The sequence below is a fragment of the Synechococcus sp. CCAP 1479/9 genome (genome assembly GCF_019038535.1).
GTDB lineage: Bacteria > Cyanobacteriota > Cyanobacteriia > PCC-6307 > Cyanobiaceae > Cyanobium.
Map to the genome: position 1 here is coordinate 1 of NZ_JAFKRK010000006.1, position 21,690 is coordinate 21,690.

17 protein-coding genes are annotated in these 21,690 nt (G+C 70.3%); 1 reads left to right on the top strand and 16 read right to left on the bottom strand.

Annotation, left to right across the window (positions count from 1 at the left end; genetic code table 11):
* Window positions 1-370 precede the first annotated feature (370 nt).
* Window positions 371-2,731, top strand: coding sequence for a GumC family protein (locus KUG38_RS17095; protein WP_216918916.1), 2,361 nt, complete (start codon window positions 371-373; stop codon window positions 2,729-2,731).
* Between the two features lie 9 nt (window positions 2,732-2,740).
* Here KUG38_RS17095 and KUG38_RS02605 read toward each other — a convergent pair whose 3' ends face one another.
* From KUG38_RS02605 to KUG38_RS02680, 16 genes are all read right to left on the bottom strand, one after another.
* Window positions 2,741-3,325, bottom strand: coding sequence for a protein-tyrosine phosphatase family protein (locus KUG38_RS02605; protein WP_216918917.1), 585 nt, complete (start codon window positions 3,323-3,325; stop codon window positions 2,741-2,743).
* 40 nt (window positions 3,326-3,365) lie between these two features.
* Entirely contained in the window at window positions 3,366-4,031 is a 666-nt protein-coding gene (locus tag KUG38_RS02610) for a hypothetical protein (protein WP_216918918.1), read from the bottom strand.
* A complete protein-coding gene (locus KUG38_RS02615) occupies window positions 4,028-4,966 on the bottom strand; it encodes an exosortase/archaeosortase family protein (protein ID WP_216918919.1) in 939 nt (312 codons plus the stop codon). The genes KUG38_RS02610 and KUG38_RS02615 overlap by 4 nt, the downstream gene beginning before the upstream one ends.
* Window positions 4,963-6,870 carry a polysaccharide biosynthesis protein gene (locus KUG38_RS02620; RefSeq protein ID WP_353617699.1) on the bottom strand — a complete coding sequence of 636 codons (1,908 nt, stop codon included), beginning with the start codon at window positions 6,868-6,870 and terminating at the stop codon, window positions 4,963-4,965. The genes KUG38_RS02615 and KUG38_RS02620 overlap by 4 nt, the downstream gene beginning before the upstream one ends.
* Window positions 6,871-7,229: 359 nt before the next feature.
* Window positions 7,230-8,168, bottom strand: a complete 939-nt coding sequence (locus KUG38_RS02625) for an MraY family glycosyltransferase (protein ID WP_216918921.1) — start codon at window positions 8,166-8,168, stop codon at window positions 7,230-7,232.
* Complete coding sequence (locus KUG38_RS02630) at window positions 8,165-9,088, bottom strand: SDR family oxidoreductase (protein WP_216918922.1); 924 nt, start codon at window positions 9,086-9,088, stop codon at window positions 8,165-8,167. Before KUG38_RS02630 ends, KUG38_RS02625 begins: the two co-directional genes overlap by 4 nt.
* A gap of 17 nt (window positions 9,089-9,105) precedes the next feature.
* The gene (locus tag KUG38_RS02635) at window positions 9,106-9,840 is read right to left on the bottom strand and encodes a YdcF family protein (RefSeq protein ID WP_216918923.1); all 735 of its coding nucleotides are present in this window, start codon (window positions 9,838-9,840) and stop codon (window positions 9,106-9,108) included.
* Window positions 9,841-9,868: 28 nt separating this feature from the next.
* Window positions 9,869-10,750, bottom strand: coding sequence for a glycosyltransferase (locus KUG38_RS02640; protein WP_216918924.1), 882 nt, complete (start codon window positions 10,748-10,750; stop codon window positions 9,869-9,871).
* Window positions 10,747-12,498 carry a carbamoyltransferase family protein gene (locus KUG38_RS02645; RefSeq protein ID WP_216918925.1) on the bottom strand — a complete coding sequence of 584 codons (1,752 nt, stop codon included), beginning with the start codon at window positions 12,496-12,498 and terminating at the stop codon, window positions 10,747-10,749. Before KUG38_RS02645 ends, KUG38_RS02640 begins: the two co-directional genes overlap by 4 nt.
* Window positions 12,499-12,792: 294 nt before the next feature.
* A complete protein-coding gene (asnB, locus tag KUG38_RS02650; RefSeq protein WP_216918926.1) occupies window positions 12,793-14,631 on the bottom strand; it encodes an asparagine synthase (glutamine-hydrolyzing) in 1,839 nt (612 codons plus the stop codon).
* 5 nt (window positions 14,632-14,636) lie between these two features.
* On the bottom strand, window positions 14,637-15,857 hold the full coding sequence (locus KUG38_RS02655; protein ID WP_216918927.1) for a glycosyltransferase family 4 protein: 1,221 nt from the start codon (window positions 15,855-15,857) through the stop codon (window positions 14,637-14,639).
* Complete coding sequence (locus tag KUG38_RS02660) at window positions 15,854-16,888, bottom strand: GDP-mannose 4,6-dehydratase (RefSeq protein WP_216918928.1); 1,035 nt, start codon at window positions 16,886-16,888, stop codon at window positions 15,854-15,856. The genes KUG38_RS02655 and KUG38_RS02660 overlap by 4 nt, the downstream gene beginning before the upstream one ends.
* Window positions 16,889-16,994: 106 nt before the next feature.
* On the bottom strand, window positions 16,995-17,798 hold the full coding sequence (locus KUG38_RS02665) for a glycosyltransferase family 2 protein (protein ID WP_216918929.1): 804 nt from the start codon (window positions 17,796-17,798) through the stop codon (window positions 16,995-16,997).
* Entirely contained in the window at window positions 17,795-19,252 is a 1,458-nt protein-coding gene (locus KUG38_RS02670; protein ID WP_216918930.1) for a hypothetical protein, read from the bottom strand. The genes KUG38_RS02665 and KUG38_RS02670 overlap by 4 nt, the downstream gene beginning before the upstream one ends.
* Complete coding sequence (locus KUG38_RS02675) at window positions 19,249-20,427, bottom strand: glycosyltransferase (protein ID WP_216918931.1); 1,179 nt, start codon at window positions 20,425-20,427, stop codon at window positions 19,249-19,251. Before KUG38_RS02675 ends, KUG38_RS02670 begins: the two co-directional genes overlap by 4 nt.
* Entirely contained in the window at window positions 20,424-21,689 is a 1,266-nt protein-coding gene (locus KUG38_RS02680; RefSeq protein ID WP_216918932.1) for a glycosyltransferase family protein, read from the bottom strand. Before KUG38_RS02680 ends, KUG38_RS02675 begins: the two co-directional genes overlap by 4 nt.
* Window position 21,690: the final 1 nt, after the last annotated feature.

Sequence of the window (21,690 nt, forward strand, 5' to 3'; positions counted from 1 at the left end):
ACTGGCCTGCAGATCCCTGGCGTACAGATGTTCTGGGAGGAGAAGCCACCGAAGGACATTAATCGGATTACCACCATAGACGCCCGAGTCAAGGGGGCATTCTTTGCTGGTTGCCATTATCATCGGCTCAACTTTCCCTGCGGTTCATAACGTGACAACGACGGGTGTTCCTCCTGAGACCTTTCCGGGTGGAAGCGCGCGCCCGCTGTCCCTTCCCGCCGCGGGTGGTCCGGGTCCAGGCGCTTTCGATCCGTCGCAGCAGAGCCCTCTCAGCCCCATCGGCGAGGGCCAGTCCGGCGGCGGCGGCCTGGGGGGCCTCGTACGGACGGTCAAGCGCCGCCAGTCCATCTTCCTGATCACCTTCGCGGTGGTGACCGGCGTTCTGGCGATCAACACGCTGCGTCAGCGCATCTTCTCCCCCGTCTACCAGGGGGGGTTCCAGATGCAGATCAGCAACCCCTTCGACAACCCGGGCGGCGGTGGCGGCGGCGGTTCCGTTGAGACGATCGCCCGCAGCGAGATCAAGACCGATGTGCCCAGTCTCATCGTTCTGATGCGCAGCCCCCTGCTGCTCGGGCCGGTCGCCCAGCGCCAGGGCGTGCCGCTCCGGGCCCTGGAGAGCAACCTCTCCATCAATCAGGAGTCGGCCAGGGTCGACAACGTCCTCAACGTGTCCCTGCGCTGGCCCGATCCAGCCAAGGGCAAGGCCATCCTGCGCCAGCTCGCCAAGGATTACACCGCCTTCTCCCTGACCCAGCGCCAGGCGGCGGTCAACTCCGGTGTCCGCTTCCTCGACGAGCAGGCCCCCGCCATTGAGGAACGGGTCACCAAGCTCTCCCAGGAGATGCTCAGGTTCCGGGAACGGAACAATTTCGTTGACCCGGCCACGGCGGCCAGTCAGATCCTCGGGGCCCGGGAAGGTCTCGTCAACCAGCTGCGCACCCTTCAGAACGAGCAGGTGCAGCTCGACAGCCAGCTGAAATCGATCCAGACCGGCAAGCTGCAGTTCACCCCCAGCGGCGCCCCCACGGCCCTTGAGCAACTGGGCCGGAACAGCATTCTGGTGCCGGGCAGGGGAGGCTCTTCCGGAGCCGAGGCGGCCAGCGGCACCAAGACACCCCTTGACCTCCTCAACCAGTTCGAGCAGGAACTGGCCACCGCCAAGGGCACCTTCAAGGAGAACTCCCCGATCGTTCAGTCCCTGATCGCCCGCCGCAACCAACTGCTCCCCGTTGTGCAGCGGCAGGCCGCCGACGCCGTCAAGGCCCGGCTGCTTTCCAACGTGGCCCAGCAGGATGAGATCAACCGCCAGATCCTTCTGCTGAGCGAGAACTTCCGGAACAATCCCCAGAAGATGTCGGAGTTCGAGAACATCAACCAGCGGCTCTCGATCGCCAGGGAGCAGTACTCCTCCTATATCCAGGCCAGGGAGCGTTACCGGCTCGAGATGGCCCGTTCCATCTCCCCCTGGGAGGTGATCGGACCACCCGATTTCGGCGGCAGTCCGGTGGAGCCCAACATCCAGCGCAACCTGCTGAGGGCGATCATGATCGGTCTCCTGGCCGGTCTCGGTGCCGCCATCCTCCGCGAGCGGACCGACAACGTCTTCCACACCCCCATGGAGGTGGAGAAGGATCTGCAACTGCCAGTTCTGGGTCTGATCCCCTACCTGCCCCTGGAGCCCGGTGTCGACATCGCCACCAGCATCTCCAAGATGTCCTCGAGCGAGCGCTTCGCCATCAAGGAGTCCCTGCGCAGCCTGTTCACCACCTTCCGACTGCTCCGCGCCGACAGCAACATCCGCATGGTGGGGATCACCTCCTCCACCCAGGGGGAGGGCAAGTCGACGGCGGTTGCCGTGTTCTCCCGCACCCTGGCCGACCTCGGCCTCAAGGTGCTCGTCATCGACTCCGACATGCGGCTGCCGATGCAGGCCCGCTACCTGGGGGTGGAGCAGGGCGATGGCCTCTCCACGCTGCTCTCGGATTCGACCCGCAAACCGACGGATTTCATCCACTCCATTGTCGAGAACATGGATGTGCTTCCGGCCGGCCCGAAGCCGCCCGATCCGGCTAAGCTGCTGAATTCCAGCCGCTGCAAGGAGATCATGGACGAGATCCGTGCCCTCCCCGGCTACGACATCATCATCGTGGATGCCCCTCCCTGCCTGATGCTGGCCGATCCGATCCTGCTGGGAGAGAAGCTTGACGGCATCCTCTTCCTGGTCGGCCTCGGCAAGGTGAGTCGTGAGCTGGCTCCCCAGGCCAGCCGTCGCATCCGGGCCTCCGGGGTGGATGTGCTCGGGATCATCTGCAACCAGGTCAACTTCCCCAGCCGCCTCAACGATTACGGCTACGAATACGGCTACTACTACCACTACGCCTACGCGTCGGCGTCGGGTTACGCCAAGAGTGCCAGCGAACCTTCCACGGGTGGATTCGGCAGTTATGTGCAGCGCTATCGCGACAGCTACATGAAGGGTGCCGCGACCAATTCCTACATCTCCGCCCGCTACAACGAGGGCGAATCCGACGTCAAGACCTACTACCGCGACGACGAGGATCAGCCGTCTGCGCCCGTCGCCACCAATGGCGGCCTCGGACCCACCGCCGGCTCCTCCAGCTCCCTGCCTCCCGCCGAGAGGGTTCCCTCCCGCCGCCACCGTGCCTCCAGTGAAGGTGGTGGCGGCCCGATGGGCTGGCTGCGCAAGCGCTTCGGCAACAGGGGCTGAGGGCCCTTTTCAGGGGCCGTTCCCCCCGCCAAGGAGGGGCTCCACCGGCCCCGTCGCCCACCCGTCGCCCTGGGCTGGGCGGGTGGACAGCAGGATCTCGAGCATCACCAGGTGGTCATAGATGGGCATGGCCATCGGGTGGCAGCGACGCACCCAAGCCAGGGCCGCCAGCGGATCGATGCCGCGCAGTCGGGCCGTGAGGCCAACCGCCAGAAGGGGGGAGCGTTCGTACCCTGCCATGCAGTGCAGATAGATGGGCGCAGCCTGGTTCACCAGCGCTTCCGCCCTCGCCAGGGCCAGGGCCAATCGCTCCTGACGCAGGGGCTCCTGTTGCCTGTGGTCGGGCAGGGAGACCCGGTCGCTGCTCCAGCCGGGGGGAACGATCAGGGCGCTTTCCTCCTCCGGGTAGCAGCAGCTGAAGCGGCTGCGGATCCCGGCCTCTTCCAGCTGTTGCCAATGCCTGGCCGTGCGCGGCATGGGACCGATCGCCAGCTGACCGTTGAGCACCCAGCTGCAGGGCAGGGAGCGGTCGGACATCGGCGGCAGGGGCCGGTCCTGCCTCAGGCTCTGGAGAAACCGCCGCAGGGGGCCCATCATCGGCGTGCCCACCACGGGTGGCGCTTGTCGGTTGCGCTCACGTCCGGGTTCGCAGCACCGGCTCCACCAGGGCCAGCACCTGCTGCCAGAGGCGCTCGGAGGGGGGCTTGCCCTTGGGCCCACGCAGGCTGATCAGGGTGCAGGCATAGACGCGATGGGGCTGGAGTCCGATCACCTTCTCGATGGCGGAGTCCCTGCCGACCGCCAGACGATCGGTGATGGTGGTGAGCTGTTCCCGGGTGACCCCGAAGGGCTTCTCCGGGCCAGGGCCTGGCACCAGGCAGGTCTGGAGGGTGGGGCGGTCCTGGGTCAGTCCCCTTGCCGTCGGGACTGGGGTGCCGATCAGCCGGCGCTGGCTGAGATTCAGGCTGGCCTGCCCCCGGCCGATGACACTGGTCTGGAAGTTGAAACGCTGGCGCACCGCGCCGCCCATCAGGGTCAGCTCGAACCCGTCCCGCAGGGGCAGGACCACCGGAGCCGATGTCGCCACTTCGTAGCTGCGCTTCGCCGGCCAGGCGGGGGCGAGGGCGGGAGCCGTCTCCGGCAGCAGCCGGGCCCCCCGCAGCGCGGTCTCAAGATCCTCGGCCGGGAGAGGGCGCGGAGCCGCTGGCCAGCGCGGCAGCAGGATCGCCTGGGTCGCCAGAAGGGACGCAGCGATGGCCAGCGCGCCGTACCACCGCACCAGCAGGGGAGGGGTGATCACGCCCCTTCCCCCGATTGCGGCGGGGCGGGCAGGGGGGGCAGTTCGCGCTCGAGCAGCCGCATGTAGACCATGCCGAAGATCAGCACCGCCACCCCGGAAAAGACCAGGGAGCCGGTGCTCTCGTGGAAGAAGTCGAACAGCCAGCTGCCCTTGGAATGGCCGTTGCCCGCGAACACCGCCAGCAGGGCGATGCGGAAGGTGTTGCAGACCAGGCCGATCACCGGTGCCACCAGCAGCACCACGGTGCGGCTGGTCCAGGAGCGGATCGGAAAGGCCAGCAGGAAGATCACGGCCACGCAGACGATCTGGGCCATCAGGTCGACCCCGTTGCAGGGGCCCAGCACCCGTACGCCGCCGCCTGGCAGCAGCACGCTGCGGTCGTTCACCGTGACGTCGAGTCCGAGCACGCTCAGCCAGAGACCGGAGAGGCTCGCGGTGAGCAGGCTGATGGGGGCTTCCGGCAGGGTTCGCATCAGCAGGGCGAAGCTTGGAAGCAGCATCAGGCAGAGCAGCGGATCGCGGAAACGGCCCAGGCTGGCCGGTTTCTCCGCCATCAGAGCCAGGCTGAGGCCGCCGACCGGCGCCAGGGCGAACAGCAGACCGTCCCAGTGCAGGATCAGCGCCGAGCGGGCCAGGACCCAGACCAGCAGCAGGCTGCCGATGACCAGTCCCCAGGCGCCTGGGCTGGGCCGGAGGTCCTCGAACTGGTCCTCCATGCAGATCACCGCCCCCCCCCACACCAGCACCGCGAACACGGTGATGTGCTCGCTTTGGCTGCTCTGGAAGACGGCGATGTTCTGGACCGCCACGGCGGCGGCCAGGGCCAGCCAGAGGTTGCGGGGCGTGGGCGGGGGAACGGCCGGGATCGCAGCCCGCCAGCCCGGAGGAATTCTCTGAAGGAGGCCGCTGGAGAGTCGCTCGATGGTGTTGCTCATCGGGCCAGGGCGTCGAGCAGAGGGGAGGCCGGGAGACCCTCATCAGGATCGTATTCCGGGACCAGGCGCCGCAGCAGCTGGCTCGAGGCGGCTTCGTCCCACTGGGCGAGTGCCTCATGCAGCTGCTGGATCAGGGGCCCCAGCTGTTCGCTGTCCCGATGGGGTTCGGTGGCCCTGCGGATCAGCGGGTGCTGGGTGGGCTGGTCGGCGGCGCTGATCAGGAGCTCTTCGTAGAGCTTTTCCCCCGGCCGCAGACCGGTGTACTGGATGGCGATGTCCCCGTCGCTGTTGTGCTCGTCGCGCACCCGCAGCCCGGAGAGCTCGATCATCTGGCGGGCCAGGTCGGCGATCCGGACCGGCTCGCCCATGTCGAGCAGGAAGAGATCGCCGCCCATGGCCATGCCGGTGGGCTGCAGGACCAGCTGGACCGCCTCCGGGATGGTCATGAAGTAGCGGGTGATGGCCGGATGGGTGACGGTGACCGGCCCACCTCTGGAGATCTGCTGATGGAACAGGGGGATCACCGAGCCGGAGGAGCCCAGCACGTTGCCGAACCGGACCATCGAGAGGATCGGGCCACCGTCCGCGATCTCGGCCGCAGCGGCCTGGATCAGCAGTTCGCAGATGCGCTTGCTCGCTCCCATGACATTGGTGGGGCGAACGGCCTTGTCGGTGGAGATCAGGGTGAGCCGGCTCACGCCCGAGGCCCGGGTGGCGGCGATCACGGCCTCGGTGGCGCCGATGTTGTTGGCGATGCCGGCGCAGAGGTTGGCCTCAACGAGGGGAACGTGCTTGTAGGCGGCGGCATGGAAGATCGTGTCGACCCGGTGCTGACGGCAGATCAGGGTGAGGCGGGCCGCGTCACAGGCATCGCCGAGGACGGCATGGAGCTCGACGCCGCAGGGCTGGGAGCCCAGCTCCCGCTCGATGGCGTAGAGGGCGAATTCGTTGCGCTCGACCAGCAGCAGCCTGGCGGCGCCCAGGCCCACGACCTGGCGGCACAGCTCGCTGCCGATCGAGCCACCGGCGCCCGTCACCAGAACCACCTTCCCCGCGACGCCGGCCTTGAGCAGCGCCGGGTCGGGGTTGGAGGGTTCGCGGCCAAGAAGATCCTCGATCGCCACCGGCTGCAGGTCGGAGACGATCCTCTGGCCGGTGGCCATCTGGGCCAGGGAGGGGACCGAAAGGACTTCCAGGCCCCGGTGGGTGAGCTGATCCACCAGCAGCCGTTTGCGCCGCCGCGACATGGTCGGCATCGCCAGCAGGACCTTGCGGACGTCGTGACGCTCGATCAGGCGGGGCAGCCGCAGGGGCGAGTGGATGGCCATGTTCTGGAGGGTCCGGCCCTGCAGGCCCTCGTCGTCATCGAGGAAGCCGACGATGCGGAAGCGGGGGTCGTTGCGCAGGGCCAGCAGCAGACCCATGCCGGAGGCACCGGCGCCGTAGATGAGGGTGCCATCACCCTGGGAGCCGCCGGGGGAGTGGTTCTCCCGTTGATCAAGGTGATGGACCAGGACGTCGCGCAGCACGATGCGGCTGGCGATGGCCCCGCCGGTGAACAGCAGCCAGTAGAGAATCCAGAAGGATCTTGGTGGCTGGGCACCGCCGATCAGGGTGCTGCTCAACAGCAGGATCAGCACCATGGCGCCGGAGCGGGGCACCAGCCCGTAGAGGGAGTGGCTGCCGGCGTAGCGGGTGAGCCCCCGATACCAGCCCGAGACCACCAGAACAGGCAGGCCGGTGATGACGGCCAGGGGCAGCAGCAGGATCGTGGAGGGCATGAAGCCCTTCAGGGTGGTGGCGTCCGGCAGACGCAGGATGAAGGCGCCGAGATAGGAGGCGACGATCATCAGACCATCGAAGACCACAAGCAGCAGCCGGCGGGCCAGCAGCTGCTTCTGCACGTAACGAAGAAATGAGAGCTGGGGAATCAATCGTTCAGTTCGGCGGTGATCGACGAATCAGGGAATGCAGTGGGGATGCAGTGGGAATGCAGCGGTGAAACAAAGCTGCGGCGAAGAGAAGGAATCGACGTCTGAATGGCTGCCCGCCAGTGTTGGCTTACATCGATGACTTGCCCGCACAACGCTTTCGCTCAAGCGAACAGGAGGCGAGCAGATGCATGAGAGGAGTGATTGGCGCCGACTGGACGGATCAAGGCTAGGCAATCACATGGAGATCGTCATTCTCACACACCAATAGTGTGATGCCGGAATGGATCATGGCCTTGGCAATACCTGCACCCTTTGACGTTACTGCCCATTCAGGGGGAGAAGGGGACGGCCTGGTGCCGATCGAGCCACAGGCCCAGAGCCAGCTCCAGCAGCAGCAGGCCGAGCTCCAGGGGCAGGCCCTGGAGCAGCAGGGCCGCCCCCAGCAGGGCGGTGGCGCCGATGTAAAGCAGGGCCACCCGGGCATGGGGCCAGCCGGCCTGATGCAGGCGCTGATAAAGGTGCAGACGGTGGGCCTGGAAGATGGGTTGCCCCGCGGCCAGCCGGCGCAGGACGCAGAGGCAGGCGTCCCCCAGCAGCGGGAACCCCGCCAGCAGCAGGCCCAGGGCCAGGGCCGGCGTGGCCTGCTGCAGCACCATCCCGGCGATGACCGCCCCCAGGAAGGTGCTGCCCACATCCCCCATGAACACTTTTGCCGGGCTCCAGTTCCAGGCCAGGAAGCTCAGCAGGGCACCGATCAGCGGCACCAGGCCGTGGCCGCCATCGGGGGGCAGCGCCAGCACGGCCACGGTCAGCAGCACCGCGGCGCAGCCGGCGACGAGGCCGTCGAGCCCGTCGCTGAAGTTGACGAAGTTGATCACCGCCGTGGCCGCGAACACCGCCACCGGCACCAGCCACCAGCTCAGGGCCAGGGGGGAGATCGCCACCAGCGCCACGGCCGTGGCGATCTGCACGCCGTAGCGCCAGGCGGCCGGCAGATCGAGGCGATCGTCCAGCAGGCCCACCAGGGCCAGCGGCAGACAGATCAGGGGAATCCAGGCCGGCCAGCCCTCCCCGGCGAACGGAGCCAGGGCGCTGCCCACGAGCACGAAGGCCAGCCCGCCGCCCCTGGGGGTGGGCCGCTGATGGGAGCTGCGGGCGTTGGGCTGATCCACCAGCCGGCGCCGCAGCAGGGGCAGGAGCCGGTGCAGCAGCAGCGCGCCGAGGCCGGCGCCCAGCAGCAGGAACGCCGGGCCGTGCAGGGGGGTCATGGCACCAGCGGCAGCAAGGGAAAGGGTTCGGGGGATCCCCCCAGAAGGTGGTGGGCCGGCGTGAAGCCGGCCAGGTCGGCGCCCATGCGCAGCACCGCCTCGAAGCGCTTCGGGGAGAGCAGCAGCAGCGGCGAGGCGAGGGCCAGGAACAGCCGCGGCGGCAACGCCACCAGGCGGCAGCGGCGGGCCCGATCCCCCCGGTCGGTCGCGTCCTGCAGGCGCCGGAGCATGGCCGCGTAGCTCAGGGTGTCGTCGCCGCCGAGGGGGAGGTGCACCGGTTGGGACGGGTCGAAGCCGTCCTCGGCCAGGCGGTCGGCCAGGTGCAGGGCCACGGCGGCCAGCTGGCGGCAGTGGATGGGCTGGCGCAGCCCTCCTTCGCCGGGCAGGGGCAGCAGGGGCAGGCGGCGCAGCAGCTGGCGCAGCCGGCTGAGGTTGCGATCACCCAGGGGGCCGGCCTGGCCGTAGATGAGGGTGGGGGCCAGGATCCGCAGGGGGCGGGCGTGGGCCGCGCACGTCCGGCTCAGCGACTCCTCCGCCTGCCGTAGCCGCCGCACCAGATCGCGGTCGAAGCGGTTGGCGGCGAAGCGCTTGGTGATCACCGAGGAGGAGGAGCAGGCGATCACCCCCTGCAGCCGGCCGAAGCCGGCAGGGTCGCGGCCGGCGAACCGCTCCAGCCAGGGGGCGAACGACCAGATCGGGGCAAAGCTGACCAGCAGCCCCGCCGGCACCTCGGCCCCGGCACCGGTGTCCTCCAGGTCGCAGCGCAGGAACGGCGGTGCCTCGCCACCGCCGCTATCGCCGCTGGCCGGGGGCAGCGGCGGCCGGCGCCCCGCCACCACCAGCTCCCGCCCTGCCGCCAGAGCGATCAGGGCCTGGCCGCTCGGGCTGGTGGCCCCGAAGAGCGTGATCGGCGCAGGCATGGGGGGGACCAAGGGGATCAGACGCAGTCGTTGCCGTCAAGGCGGCCGTCCCATCCGGTGAGGCGCCACAGGGAGGCGCGCAGCTGGTCGCGCCGGAGGCGAAACTCGGATTCGGGCCGCAGATCACCGGTCTCGGCTTCGGAGCCGACCACCCGCCAACCTGTGCCGGCATAGACGATCCGGGCGATCGCCAGGGTGCGTTCCATATGGGTCGGGGCGGTCACGATCGTGACCTGGCCGGGTTTCGGCCACTTCTCCAGCAGCCTGGCCAGATGGGTGACGAGGCCCACCGTGTCGCAGGCCGGCAGCAGTCGCACGATCCTGGAGGTGTCCTTTGGCCAGAGCTGGCGATCCTTCAGGTGGTTGGTGGTGATGGCCTGGTACTCGGCGTTGCCCTGCAGCACCAGATAGGCCCCCGGCCGGTCCCGCCAGAGGAGCATGGCGGACTGGCTGCGCCAGGGATCCTCGATGAAGGCGGAGATGACGTCCGGGCCCGTGGCGGGGGCCTTCGGGACGTTCGTGACGGCCTGCCGCGACGGCCGGGGGGAGGCGCCCCGTGTCCCCTGCCAGGCGGGAGCGAAGAACCAGGCGAGGCCGCCGGCGACACCCAGGGCCAGGATCCCCAGCCGGGTCTTCCGGTTCCACCAGAGCCGCTGCAGCAGGGAGCCCTCCCTCTGCCGCGGCTTTTTCCTGCGGACCCGTTGCCGCCGCGGTTCCCGGTCGTCCCCAGGTGGCCTCTCCTCCTCGGGCAAGGGAATCGCTGCGCAGGCCTGGCCAAGCTTATCGGTCCCGTCTGGGGGGTCTCGGCCCCTGCCCGGCCCCGGGCCGGCGACTCCAGAGGCGCCGGACGTAGCGCAGGCCGAAGGGGAGCCCCCAGAGCCACCCGAAGGACCGGCGATAGGCCAGGGTGACCTCCTGAAGCCGCCGGCCGGTCTGCTGACCGCTGGCCCCCGCTTCCCCCATGTGGACCAGTTCCAGATCCAGTCCCCTGGCCGACAGATCCCGGCTGGTGCTGAGGCGCAGGAAGTAGTCGAGGTCGGCGGAGAGCCGGAAGGGTTCGGCGTAATGGTCGAGGCGCCGCCGGGCCCCGGGGCCGATCAGGGTGGCCTGGTGGGGAGGGGTGGACCCGAGGAACAGGCTGAGCCGGAAGGCCCTGCAGCTGGAGAAGGCGGTGCGCCGTCCCAGCCGCGTGGCCCCGTCCGGCCCCTTGCCCGCGTAGCGGCCGCTGCAGACCACCAGATCCGGCGGCTGGCCCCCGCGGGGGCCCCACCGCGTCGCCTCCATGGCTTCCTCGAGCACGGTGCGGGAGGGCGCCCAGTCGTCACTGCCCCAGAACAGCAGCCAGTCCTCCGGGGGCGCAGCGCGGAAGCCCTGGTTCATGGCCCCGAAGATGCCGGGGAGCGCCGGATCCTGGGGTTGCCAGCGGAAGCGATGGTCCCGGTGGCAGAGAGCCTCCAGCCAGGTCCGGTGCTCCGCTCCGCTGGGCCCGTCGATGAACAGCACCTTCCAGTGGGGCCAGCTCTGGCGCTGCAGGGAGTTCACCAGCCGCGGCAGCAGCTGGTGGGAATCGAGGGTGGGAACGATCAGCGTGAGCCCGGCGGCGGCGGCACCGTCGGGCGGCCTAGCGCCGGTGGCGGGGCCGGATGGCGGCGTGGCGCTCACCCCTGCCGGCGGATCAGCACGTCGCCGAGCACGAGCAGGTCCATGCGGGTGCGCAGGAAGCAGTCGAGGGCCTGGGCGGGGGTACAGACGATCGGTTCGTTCTCGTTGAACGAGGTGTTGAGCACCATGGGCACGCCGGTGAGGTCGGCGAAGGCCCGGATCAGGCGGTAGTAGCGGCCGTTGTCGGCGGCATTGACGGTCTGGAGCCGGCCGCTGCCGTCCACGTGGGTGACGGCCGGGATGCGGGGGCGCTGCTCCTCCCGGATCGGGTACACCTGCATCATGAACGGGACCTCCCCGTCGAGGCTGAACCACTCGCCCACCGACTCGGCGAGCACCGAAGGGGCGAAGGGGCGGAACGATTCCCGGCGCTTGATCTTCAGGTTGAGGATGTCCTTCATGTCGGCGCGGCGCGGGTCCCCGAGGATGGAGCGGTGGCCCAGCGCCCTGGGTCCCCACTCCATGCGGCCGTCGAACCAGCCGATCACCAGCCCCTCGGCGATCGCCGCGGCCACCTGCTCGCACAGGACCCCCTCCTCCGGCCGCTCCAGGCTGCATCCCGCCTGCTCCAGGGCCGTGCGGGTGTCCGCGCTGGCCAGGAGCTCCTCCACTTCAGCGGGGGCCGGCTGAGTGCCCAGGTAGGCATGGCGCATCGGCGTGGAACGGGGCTGGCCCAGACCGTGCCAGACCTCGAGGGCGGCGCCGAGGGCACCCCCGGCGTCGCCGGCGGCCGCCTGGACATAGACGCGCCGGAAGGGGGTGGCCAGGGTCACCTTGCCGTTGGCCACGGAGTTGGCGCCGCAGCCCCCAGCGATGCAGAGCTGGTCGCTGGGGTGGCTTCGGTGCAGGGCCCGCAGCAGGTGGAAGAAGGCCTCCTCATACATCGCCTGGGCCGAGCGGGCGATGTCCATGTGGTGCTGCTCCAGCGGTTGATCCGCGCGGCGGGCGGGGCCGAGCAGGGCTTCCAGCTCCGGGCTCCAGTGGCTGCCCACCACAGGAGCGCCGTTGCTCCATTGGTGGGGCAGCTTCTGGGTGGCGTGGAGGAAGTAGCGCAGATCCAGGCGGTAGGTGCCGTCGTCCTGCAGCCGCACGATGCGGCGCATCGCCTCCATCCGGGTGGGCTGGCCGTAGGGCGCCAGTCCCATCACCTTGTATTCGTCGCCGTAGTTGGGGAAGCCCAGGTACTGGGTGATGGCCGTGTAGAAGGCGCCCAGGGAATGGGGGAACCAGATCTGGCCATCGAGGCTGAGCTGGTTCCCCTGGCCATACCCCCAGGCACCGCTGGCGAAGTCACCGAAGCCGTCCACCGAGATCACCGCCGCCTCCTCGAAGGGGGAGGCGAAGAAGGCCGAGGCCAGGTGGGCCCGGTGGTGCTCCACGAAGTGCAGCTGGGCCCTGATCGCCGCCCCGGGGAAGGCCTGGGCCAGCTGCTGGCCCAGATCGGCCCGTTCCCGCTTGTTGCGCCAGCGGGCGACCAGGAAGCGGGGATCGGGACGGTGGCCCAGGGTGTAGGCCACCTTGCGCCAGCGGTGGGCCCCCGGCTGGGAATTGATGGCGACGTGGTCGAGGTCGGCGGGCCCGACGCCGGCATCGGCCAGGCACCAGGCGATGGCCTCCGCTGGGAACCCTGCCCAGTGCTTGATGCGGCGGAAGCGCTCCTCCTCGGCGGCGGCGACGATCACCCCATCCCGCACCAGGGCGGCGGCCGCATCGGCGTGGAAGGCATTGATGCCCAGGATGAGCGTCATGGAGCTGCGGAACCGGATGGCGGGTGGAGGACGGGCTGGACGGGTGCGGCCCCGCGATGGGGGGTGGGCGGAATCCTGTCCGGGCCAGAGGCGCTGGAGCCCTCCCGATGGTCCCCACCACCCGGTCGGCCTCGACATCCCCGGTCGGACGGCCGGATCAAGGGATGGACCGGATCAAGGGATGGAGATGGGCAGCGGATGACACCGCGGAGAAGGAGTCCGCCGGCGGCGGGATTCTAGGCGACCTTTCCGGAGCCATCCCGGCCATCGCCGACGGCCACGCCGGGAACCGGCTCATGGGCGGGGCGCCGGCGAGAGGCTGAGGCCGAGGTGCGCCTCCAGCCAGTGCTGGAGCACCATCAGGCTCCAGCGCCGGTACCAGGGCGTCAGATCGATCCCCCGGGGTGTCGAGGGCAGTCGCAGGGCCAGGGGCGAGGCCGGGTCGTCCAGCCACAGCTGGAACGGGAACCGGAACCCCTGCTTGGGGCGGTTCAGGAACCAGTCGGGCAGTTCCGGCACGCTGCGGGCCAGCAGCTGCTTGCCCTCCGCCAGCCGCAGGGCGGCGGGGATCGGCGCCAGTCGGCGCTGCAGCTGGGCGTCCACCAGGGGCAGGCGCAGCTCCAGCCCGGCGGCCATCGCCATCACGTCGCTGTCCGGCAGCAACTGGTTGCGCAGGTAGCGGCTGCCCTCCAGCCAGGCGACCCCTTCGCGGCCCCCCGGCACTTGGCCGCCGCCGCCGCCTCCCCCGATCCCGCCGCGGGCCACCGCCGGCACCGCGGGTCCGGCGTTCAGACCCCAGTGCGCCAGCAGACGCTGGGTTTCGGCGGGGGAGAACAGGCCCCGGAAGCAGCCGTAGGCCTCCGCCAGGGAGGCGGGCGCTTCCAGGAGTCCGCTGATCCGCTGCAGCCTGGCGCCACGCCCCTGGGGCAGCCGCCTCAGCAGCCACGCCGCCGGCGGCCCGGCGGGGCCGATCAGGCTCCGCCAGCGCCGCAGTTTCGGCACCATCCGGAAGCTGGGGTAGCCACCGAACAGCTCATCCCCGCCGAGCCCGGAGAGGGCCACCTTCAGCCCGTGCTCCGTCGCCAGCCTGGCCACGCACCAGGTGTTGTACCCGTCGATGGAGGGCTGGTCCTGGCTGGCCAGGAAGGCCGGCAGCCACTGACGGGCCTGGTCGGCCGTGAGGTTCAGGGGCGTGTGATGGGCCCCGAAGTGGGCGGCGATGCGGGCGGCCGGCCCGGATTCATCGAAGCCGCCGGCGCCCGGGGTCGCGAAGCCGATCGTGAAGGTGTGCAGGCCCCGGGGGGCGAGCGCCAGCAAGGAGGCCGAATCGAGTCCGGCGCTGAGGAACAGCCCTACCGGCACATCGCTGACCATGTGGGCCGCCACCGAATCCTCGAGGGCCGAGCGGGTGAGGGCCACCGCCTCGGCCGCCGTCATGCTGGTTTCGCCGGTGGCGCCCACCAGGCTCTCGGGCAGGGCCCCCCAGGGCTGCACCGTCAGCCGACCCTGGCGCCAGGTGGCGGCGTGGCCGCAGGGAAGGCGCTGCACCCCCGCCACCAGGGTGTCGGGCTCGCTCACCGATCCGGTGGCCAGGTAGCGCCCCAGGGCCTGGCGGTTCAGGCTCGGCGGCTGGCCGTCGGCGGCCAGCAGGGCCCGCAGCTCCGAGGCGAAGGCGAGGCAGCCCCCCGGACCGCTGCGCAGGTAGAGGGGCTTGATGCCGTGGGGATCACGGGCGAGCAGGGCGCTGCGCTCCCGGGTGTCGTAGAGGCAGAAGGCGAACATGCCCCGCAGCGCCCCCAGCCCGTCCTGGCCCCGGCTCACCAGCCAGGCCAGCAGCACCTCCGTGTCGCCGCTGCCCCGGAAACGCTGCCCCTCCGCCTCAAGCCGGCGACGCAGCTCGGCATGGTTGTAGATCTCGCCGTTGAACACCAGCTGCCAGCGGCCGCAGGCGGAGGCCATCGGCTGGTGGCCCAGGGGAGAGAGATCCAGGATCGCCAGGCGCCGATGCACCAGGCAGGCCCCGGCGTCCTGCCAGACGCCGGCATCATCCGGGCCCCGGTGGGCGAGACGTGGGCCGACCCTGGCGGCGAAGTCGCCCGGGTCCCTTCCCAGCTGGCCCGCGATGCCGCACATCGGCCCTAGGCCTCCCGCAGGGAGGGAATCCTGCCGGGGGGGGCAATCGCCTCCAGGTGGGCGAGGAAGGTGCGCCGGGCCGCCTGGGGGCTCGCCTGCTCCCGCACCCACGTGAGCGCGCCGGCGGAGAGGCGTTCGCGCCGGTCCCGGTCGGCACCGATCGCCGCGATCGCCGCCGCCATTGCGGTGGGATCACTGGCCACCAGCTGGCCGGTGCGGTCGTCGATCACGTAGTCTTCCGGGCCGCCGCAGCGGGTGCTGACGACCGGAACGCCGCAGGCCATCGCCTCCAGGGCCGCGATGCACAGCCCTTCCTGGTGGGAGGGGATCACGAACACATCCAGGGTCTGCAGCAGCTCCGCCAGGGCCCCGGGGGCCAGACAGGGCAGGCAGCGCACCCGCTCGGCCAGTCCCATCGCCACCAGGGGCCCGCGCAGGCGATCGACGTCCTGTTCGCCGGCCAGCACGAGCTCGACGGGGTGGCCGGCGGCGACGAGGCGGGCCACGGCCTCCAGCAGCAGGGTGATGTGCTTGCGGGGATCCCCGTAGCGCCCGGCGAAGCCGACGCGCCAGGGCACCAGCCGTTCGGGGGCGGGACGGAAGATGGCGGGATTCACGGGCATCCGCATCACGCCGTCCATGGGGCGGTGGGCCAGTGCCTCCAGGGCCCTGGCGGTGTAGCCGCTCAACGCCAGGATCCGCCCGCGGGGGGCCCGCAGCACCTGGCGCTCCAGCCGCTGCAGCACCGGTCCGTTGAGCATCCGGTCGAGCAGCCGCCGGGGCCGGGAGAAGCCCCTGACGCGGTCGACGCGATCCTCCTTCCAGGGGGTGGCCACCCAGGCCAGGAAGGGAATCCCCAGGCGGGCGAAGGGGACGGCGCAGAGGGGATTGCCCGTCACCGACAGGTGCAGGTCGCAGCCGGCCACCAGCTCCCTCCAGGCCCGCCGCGGCAGGTAGTGGGTGAACTCCAGCTCCGGCAGCCAGGCCCCCAGGCCATGGCCCTCATGGTCGCCGTAGACGCGGCGCTGGGTCTGGGCCGGCTTTCGGCCGCTGGGGACCGCATGCAGCGGCACCGACAGACGGGGATGGCTGCTCCAGGGGGCGTACCAGGCGAAGACGGGCTCGATGTCGAGCTCCTCGAGCATCCGGGTGACCGCGGTGGTCATGGCGGGCACGCCGCCGTCCACCGGTTCGATGGTGCTGACCAGGGCCCGGGGCCGCCTCATTGCCTGAGCCAGCCGAACAGATCGCGGTTGTCACGGACCCAGCGGATCAGGTGGCGCACGCCGGCATCGACGCTGATCTCCGGCGCCCAGCCCAGCTGCTCGGCGGCCTTGCTGACGTCACAGATGAACACCGGCTGGTCGCCCGGCCGGGACTGGCCGCTGAGGGGCGAGAGCGTGATGGCCAGCTCCTCCTCCAGGAAGCGCAGCAGATCCCGCAGGCAGAGGGTGTTGACGGGGCCGCCGCCGATGTTGAAGGCCTGGCCGCTGATGCGGTCGCGGCTGTGCCAGGCGGCTTCATAGGCCCGGGCCAGGTCGCGCACGTCCAGCACGTCCCGGGTCTGCCAGCCGTCGCCGTAGAGGGTGATCGGCCGTTCCAGCAGGGCGGCGATGCTGAACCAGGCCACCCAGCCCTGGTCCTCGATGCCGAACTGGCGGGTGCCGTAGATGCAGGACTGGCGGAAGGCGCAGGTGTGCAGGTCGTAGATGCGGGCGTAGTCGATCGTGTACTGGTCAGCGACCCCCTTGGAGCAGCCGTAGGGGGAGTGGAAATCGAGGGGCTGGCTTTCCGGCACGCCGGAGGGGAGATCGCGGAAGCGATAGCCGTGGGAGGTCAGTTCCACCGGCACCGATTCCATGCCGCCGTAGACCTTGTTGGTCGAGGCGTAGAGCACGAAGCTCTCAGGCGAATGGAGTCGCACGGCCTCCATCACGTTGAAGGTGCCCAGGGCGTTGATCTCGAAATCCTCCCGGGGGTTGGTGTAGGAGGTGGTCACCGCCACCTGGGCCGCCAGGTGCAGCAACATGGATGGCCGGACGGCGGCCACCACCTCGGCGAGGGCTTCGGCCTGGCGGATGTCGACCCGGTGGAAGGCGATGGCGGGATGCTGATCGAGCAGCCAGCGGAGGTTGTCCTCGGTGCCCCGGCGGGAGAGGTTGTCGAGGATCGCGACCTCCCACCCCAGGGAAGCGAAGTGCTGGGCGGCGTTGACGCCGATGAAACCGGCGCCGCCGGTGATCAGGATCGAGGGCATCGAGAAGAGCGAGACGGGGGAATCGACGGGTGACTCGAAGCGGGCAGTCCGGCGGTCAGGGCGGACCTTAGGGCAACCTCCAGATCCTGCAGGGTCCTGTGGGCATTCAGGGGGGAGTCGAGGGGCTGCAGCGGCCCTCCAGGAGCATCAGATGGAGCAGCAGTTCGGCATACATGCGCTGCTGGGCGTAGGCCCAGCCGCGCCAGCCCTCCAGCACCCCCCCCTTCCAGACCAGGCAGAACAGCAGGGCCGCGAAGGGGGCCAGGGGGGTGTGCTTCCGCAGCCGATCCGCCACCGACAGCTGGCGCCAGGGGGTGGCCCGCAGCTTGGCCGCCTCGATCGCCAGGTAGGAGCCCTGGGAGGCCAGCCAGCGCTGCAGGGGCTTGCGGTCGTCGTGGAAGATCGGCTGCCGCAGCCGTCCCACGGGTCCCGACAGGACGATGCGGTGGCCGTGGCCGTCGTTGCGGTAGCGGCCCAGGCCACGGCGATAGAGGCTGGTGCGCGGGGGCAGCATGCCGCTGCGCAGGGGCCGGCCGCCGATGCAGTAGCGGAACGGGATGGCATAGCCGGCCATCGCGGTGGCGGCCGGATCCCTGATCACCGCCTGGATTTCGGCGGCCAGCGGCGGCGGGATCAGGTAGTCCGCATCCAGGCTCAGCACCCAGGGGGAGCTGATCTGGTCGAGGCCGAAGTTGCACTGGTCGGCGAAGCTGTCGAATGGCCGGTGCAGCACCCGGACGGACCCATGGCCGGCGAGGATCGTGAGGGTGGCGTCGCTGCTGCCGCTGTCGATCACCAGGATGGAGTCCAGCCAGCCCAGATGGTCGAGGGTGCGGCCGATGTTGGCCTCTTCGTTGTGGGTCAGGATGAGGGCGGTGAGGAGCGCGGCAGGGGGCTCGGACAGACTCATGCCTGGGGCTGGGAGTGCTGCTCCAGGAAGATCTGCCGCTGGCGCTGCTGCTCCTGCCACAGGGCCAATTGCTCCTGCTGCTGGGACACCAGGGTGGGGATGGCCAGGAAGGAACCCAGGCAAAGGCTCATCAGGATGAGCACGAAGGGATCGCCGTAGAGCTGGGCCGCCGAGAAGAACGCCGGCACGTTGGCCAGGGCGAAGGACATCAGCCCCATCAGCAGGGCGGAGGTGGACTGGGGCAGCTGCTTCAGCAGGCGGAAGTTGCGCAGCAGCACCAGGGCCAGCAGCACGAAGATCACCCCGAGCACCACGATGCCCGGGATGCCGAGTTCAAGGATGAGGCGGCCGCCGCCCCCTTCGGAGACGAAGCCCACGCTCTGGATGGCATCGCGGGCGGCATTCCTGACCAGGCCGCCGGTGCTGGCCCCGGCACCCACCCCCATGCCGATGCCGTCGGAGATCTCGATGGCCCTCAGGGTGGCGCCGATGCCCTGGGAATCAAAGCGCTCGACCAGGTCCTGCTGGATGGTCAGGGAGCGGTTGGTGTACTCGCCGAAGTTTTCGCCGAGATTCTCCGAGAGGATGAAGGCATAGAGGGGATAGGCGATGCCGGCCACCCCGAGCACACTGGTGATGACCCGCTCCTTGGAGGCGGGGCTGGCCCGGCGGCTGAAGAGCAGCAGATAGATGGCCACGAAGGCCATGATCAGCACCTGGGCCTTGCGTCGGCCGGTGAGGATCGTCAGGAAGGCGAAGCCCGCGGCCAGCAGCAGCAGCCCGAACTGGTTGGTGGATTTCTGGCTGGCGATGCCCATCGACGCGGCGATGCAGGCCGCCGCCGACAGCTGCCAGGAGGCGATCTCACTGGTGCGCCAGAAGCCGGAGGCCCCCTGGGCGGAGAAGCCGTGGCGGAACGTGATAAGCAGGCCCTCACCCACCTCCTGGAGGGTGGGATGGTCGACCCCCTGGAAGCTGAGATAGACGGTGAAGGCCATCACCGTCGACCCGACCAGGTAGAGCGTCAGCAGGCGCTTGAGGAACGGCAGGGAGCAGCCCACCTGGAAGCCCACCCAGAGACCGAAGGCCGGGGCCAGGAAGAAGGCGGCCCCGATGGCGGTGAGGCGGATGTCGGAGAAGCGGGCGAAGCTGTTGAGGCTCTGCAGGGCGATCAGGGTGAAGTAGACGGTCACCCAGCCGTCGAACTGCGGCACGGTCCAGAACATCGCCCGCAGATTGAAGCGGCCGGCTCGCTCGAACAGCACCACGCCGCACAGGGCAAAGCCGATCAGCACGAGGCCGACCATGTAGCCGGGCTGGTCCGGGGTGATCTTGCGCAGGGGATCCTGCACGAAGCCGATCAGCAGGGTGACCATCAGGCCGGCCCGCCAGTCGCCGTCGAGCAGCACGGCGGCCAGGGCGCCGAAGAGCACGATCAGCAGCAGGATGGTCATCGGCCGGCGGAGGAGGTCAGCACCTGGCGGTAAGCGTCACGCAGCTGAAGGGCGATCGTGCTCCAGGAAAATTCCATCTGAGCCAGGTTAAGGGCGGACGCCCGCATTGACAGGGATGGCCGCACCAGGGCGGTGGCCAGGGCCTGGGCGAGGGCTTCGGGGTCGCTGCCACAGACCAGGCCGGCCCCGCAACGGTCCACATCGGCGGCCACGGCCACCTCCGGGGACAGGATCACCGGGGTGCCGGCGGCCAGGGCCTCCACGGCGGCGATGCCGAAGTTCTCCGCCGCCGACGGCAGCACGTACCAGTCAGCGGCCTGCAGCGCCCGCCACTTGGCCTCCCCCTCCACGAACCCCAGCCAGCGGCAGCGGGTTTCGAGGCCCAGCCGACGGCTGCGCTCCTGCAGGCCAGCGACGTACCGCGGCTCACCGTCCCCGGCGATGGCCAGCTCCCACGGGGCGTCGGGCTGGCGCCGCTGCAGCAGGGCCAGGGCGTCCAGCAGGTTCTCCAGACGCTTCTTGGGGTGCAGCCGCGACAGGAACAGGAAGCGGACCGGTGCGGCGCCGTCCCGGCCGGCCGCCGCTGGGGCCCCTGGTTCGGGGCCACGCACCCCCAGGGGCAGCACCAGGGTGGGGGGAGCCAGGCCGAGGGCGGCGGCCTCATCCCGTTCGGCGCCGGTGGTGAAGTGCAGGGCGGCCGCCCGCTGCAGGTTGCGCCGTTCGATCAGCCCCAGCATCAGACGTTTGCGGCCGCGGCTCTGGGCCAGGCTCCACGGGCTCAGCTGGCCGATGCTGCGCAGGATGTAGGGAACGCCGGCCCAGCGGGCCTGGGCCATGGCACTGGTGGACGGGTAGGAGAACAGGGCATGGATATGGAGCAGGTCGTAGTCCTTCAGGTGGCGGGCCAGCCAGAGGCTGAGACCGGGACTGACGGCGAACTCCCGCAGGGCGCCGACGGGCGGACTCCAGCGGGGAAAGGCCAGCACCGGCACCCCCTGGTGCTGCTGCCAGCGGCCGGTGACCAGATCGGGATGCAGCCCGGGGCCATGGTCGTTGGTGGTCAGGATGGCCGCGTCCACCTCCCGGAGCCGCAGGGCCGCCACCATGTCGATCACGGCCCGGCTGGGGCCGCCCCGCAGCGGGCTGATCGAGGGGATGACATGCAGAACCTTCATGGCGCCGGCCGAGCGGCCAGGAAGCCGTCGAAGGCCGCCCCCCAGGCCGCGGCCACCGCCGGGGCGGCATAGGCGGCGATGGCGTCCAGGTTGTGCCGATGGCGCTCACGGAACCAGCCGGCCCGGCGCCGCAGCTCCACCAGGGCGTCGAAGATGGCCGCGCTGCTCTCGATGTCGCAGTAGATCCCCTTCTCCAGGTCCTCGACGATCCACTGCAGCGGGTTGCCCGCCGGTCCGGCCACCAGCACCGGCGTGGCGTGGGGCAGGTATTCGAAGAACTTGGAGGGCAGGTTGTCGTTGTGGCGGGGGCCGATCAGCACCAGCAGGCCATCGGCCGCCTCCGCCAGCTGGTGGGAGCGCTCGTTGCTCGCCGCGGCATGGACCTGCACGATCTGGCGCAGGCGGGGGTCGCTGCGGATGGCCGCGCGCGCCGCTGCGTAGAGATAGCCGTAGAGCTGGATCTGGAGCCCACCCTGCTCCTCGGGCCGCCAGCGCCGCGCGGCCTCGAGCAGCGGCTCGATCGGCCGCCAGGGCCCGAGGTTGCCGGGATGGAACAGCGTCAGGGTCGCGGGGTCTGGAGGGGCAGCCGGCGGAGCTTCGCCGGGTTCGAAGCAGTCGGGCAGGAACCGGGCCGGCGTGGCGCCCAGCAGTCCCTCCTCCCGGTAGCGCTCCAGGGTGAGGGGTGAGGCGAACACGGCCCCCGCGGCGGCGGCCAGCACGGCCCGCTGGCGCTCGGGGTGGGCCGGATGGAAGTGGCCCTTCTCCCGGTGGCCGAAGGGATCGTCGTAGATGGCGATGAAGGGTTTGCCGAGCCGCCCGGCCACCTCCCGGGCCACCTCAAGCACGCGGAAATCCGGGCAGATGCCGGCCACCACATCGCAGGGGAGGCGCGCCGCCGTCGCCAGGGCGGTGGCCCTGAGGCCCTCGAGGGCATGGGCCTGGGGGTCGTGGCGCCCCAGCCGCTCCAGCCACCGGTGGATCAGCTGGCGCAGGCCGAACCAGAGGTGGAGCGGGGTGCCGGGCCGGCGCCGGTTCCTGCGGATGGCGCAGCGCTGGGAGCGGGAGACCCGCCGGCTGTAGTGGCAGAAGCGCTCCTGGCCGGGGAAGGGCTCCGGGGTGACCGCATCGAGCCGGGGGTCGGGGCCGACGACATGGAATTCCCAGCCGGCCGCCGGCAGATGGGGCAGGAGCTTGGCGTAGCGGCGGGCCTGGACGCCGCCGCCCCCGGGCGGCTGGAGGGAGAGGATCAGGGCCCTGGGCATC

Excerpts from the sequence above, each read along its gene's own strand:
- KUG38_RS02675 (WP_216918931.1), bottom strand. The coding sequence starts at position 20,427 with ATGAAGGTTCTGCATGTCATCCCCTCGATCAGCCCGCTGCGGGGCGGC.
- KUG38_RS02630 (WP_216918922.1), bottom strand. The coding sequence starts at position 9,088 with ATGCCTGCGCCGATCACGCTCTTCGGGGCCACCAGCCCGAGCGGCCAG.
- KUG38_RS02625 (WP_216918921.1), bottom strand. The coding sequence starts at position 8,168 with ATGACCCCCCTGCACGGCCCGGCGTTCCTGCTGCTGGGCGCCGGCCTC.
- KUG38_RS02605 (WP_216918917.1), bottom strand. The coding sequence starts at position 3,325 with ATGGGCCCCCTGCGGCGGTTTCTCCAGAGCCTGAGGCAGGACCGGCCC.
- KUG38_RS02680 (WP_216918932.1), bottom strand. The coding sequence starts at position 21,689 with ATGCCCAGGGCCCTGATCCTCTCCCTCCAGCCGCCCGGGGGCGGCGGC.
- KUG38_RS02615 (WP_216918919.1), bottom strand. The coding sequence starts at position 4,966 with ATGAGCAACACCATCGAGCGACTCTCCAGCGGCCTCCTTCAGAGAATT.
- KUG38_RS02665 (WP_216918929.1), bottom strand. The coding sequence starts at position 17,798 with ATGAGTCTGTCCGAGCCCCCTGCCGCGCTCCTCACCGCCCTCATCCTG.
- KUG38_RS02660 (WP_216918928.1), bottom strand. The coding sequence starts at position 16,888 with ATGCCCTCGATCCTGATCACCGGCGGCGCCGGTTTCATCGGCGTCAAC.
- asnB (WP_216918926.1), bottom strand. The coding sequence starts at position 14,631 with ATGTGCGGCATCGCGGGCCAGCTGGGAAGGGACCCGGGCGACTTCGCC.
- KUG38_RS02655 (WP_216918927.1), bottom strand. The coding sequence starts at position 15,857 with ATGAGGCGGCCCCGGGCCCTGGTCAGCACCATCGAACCGGTGGACGGC.
- KUG38_RS02670 (WP_216918930.1), bottom strand. The coding sequence starts at position 19,252 with ATGACCATCCTGCTGCTGATCGTGCTCTTCGGCGCCCTGGCCGCCGTG.
- KUG38_RS02645 (WP_216918925.1), bottom strand. The coding sequence starts at position 12,498 with ATGACGCTCATCCTGGGCATCAATGCCTTCCACGCCGATGCGGCCGCC.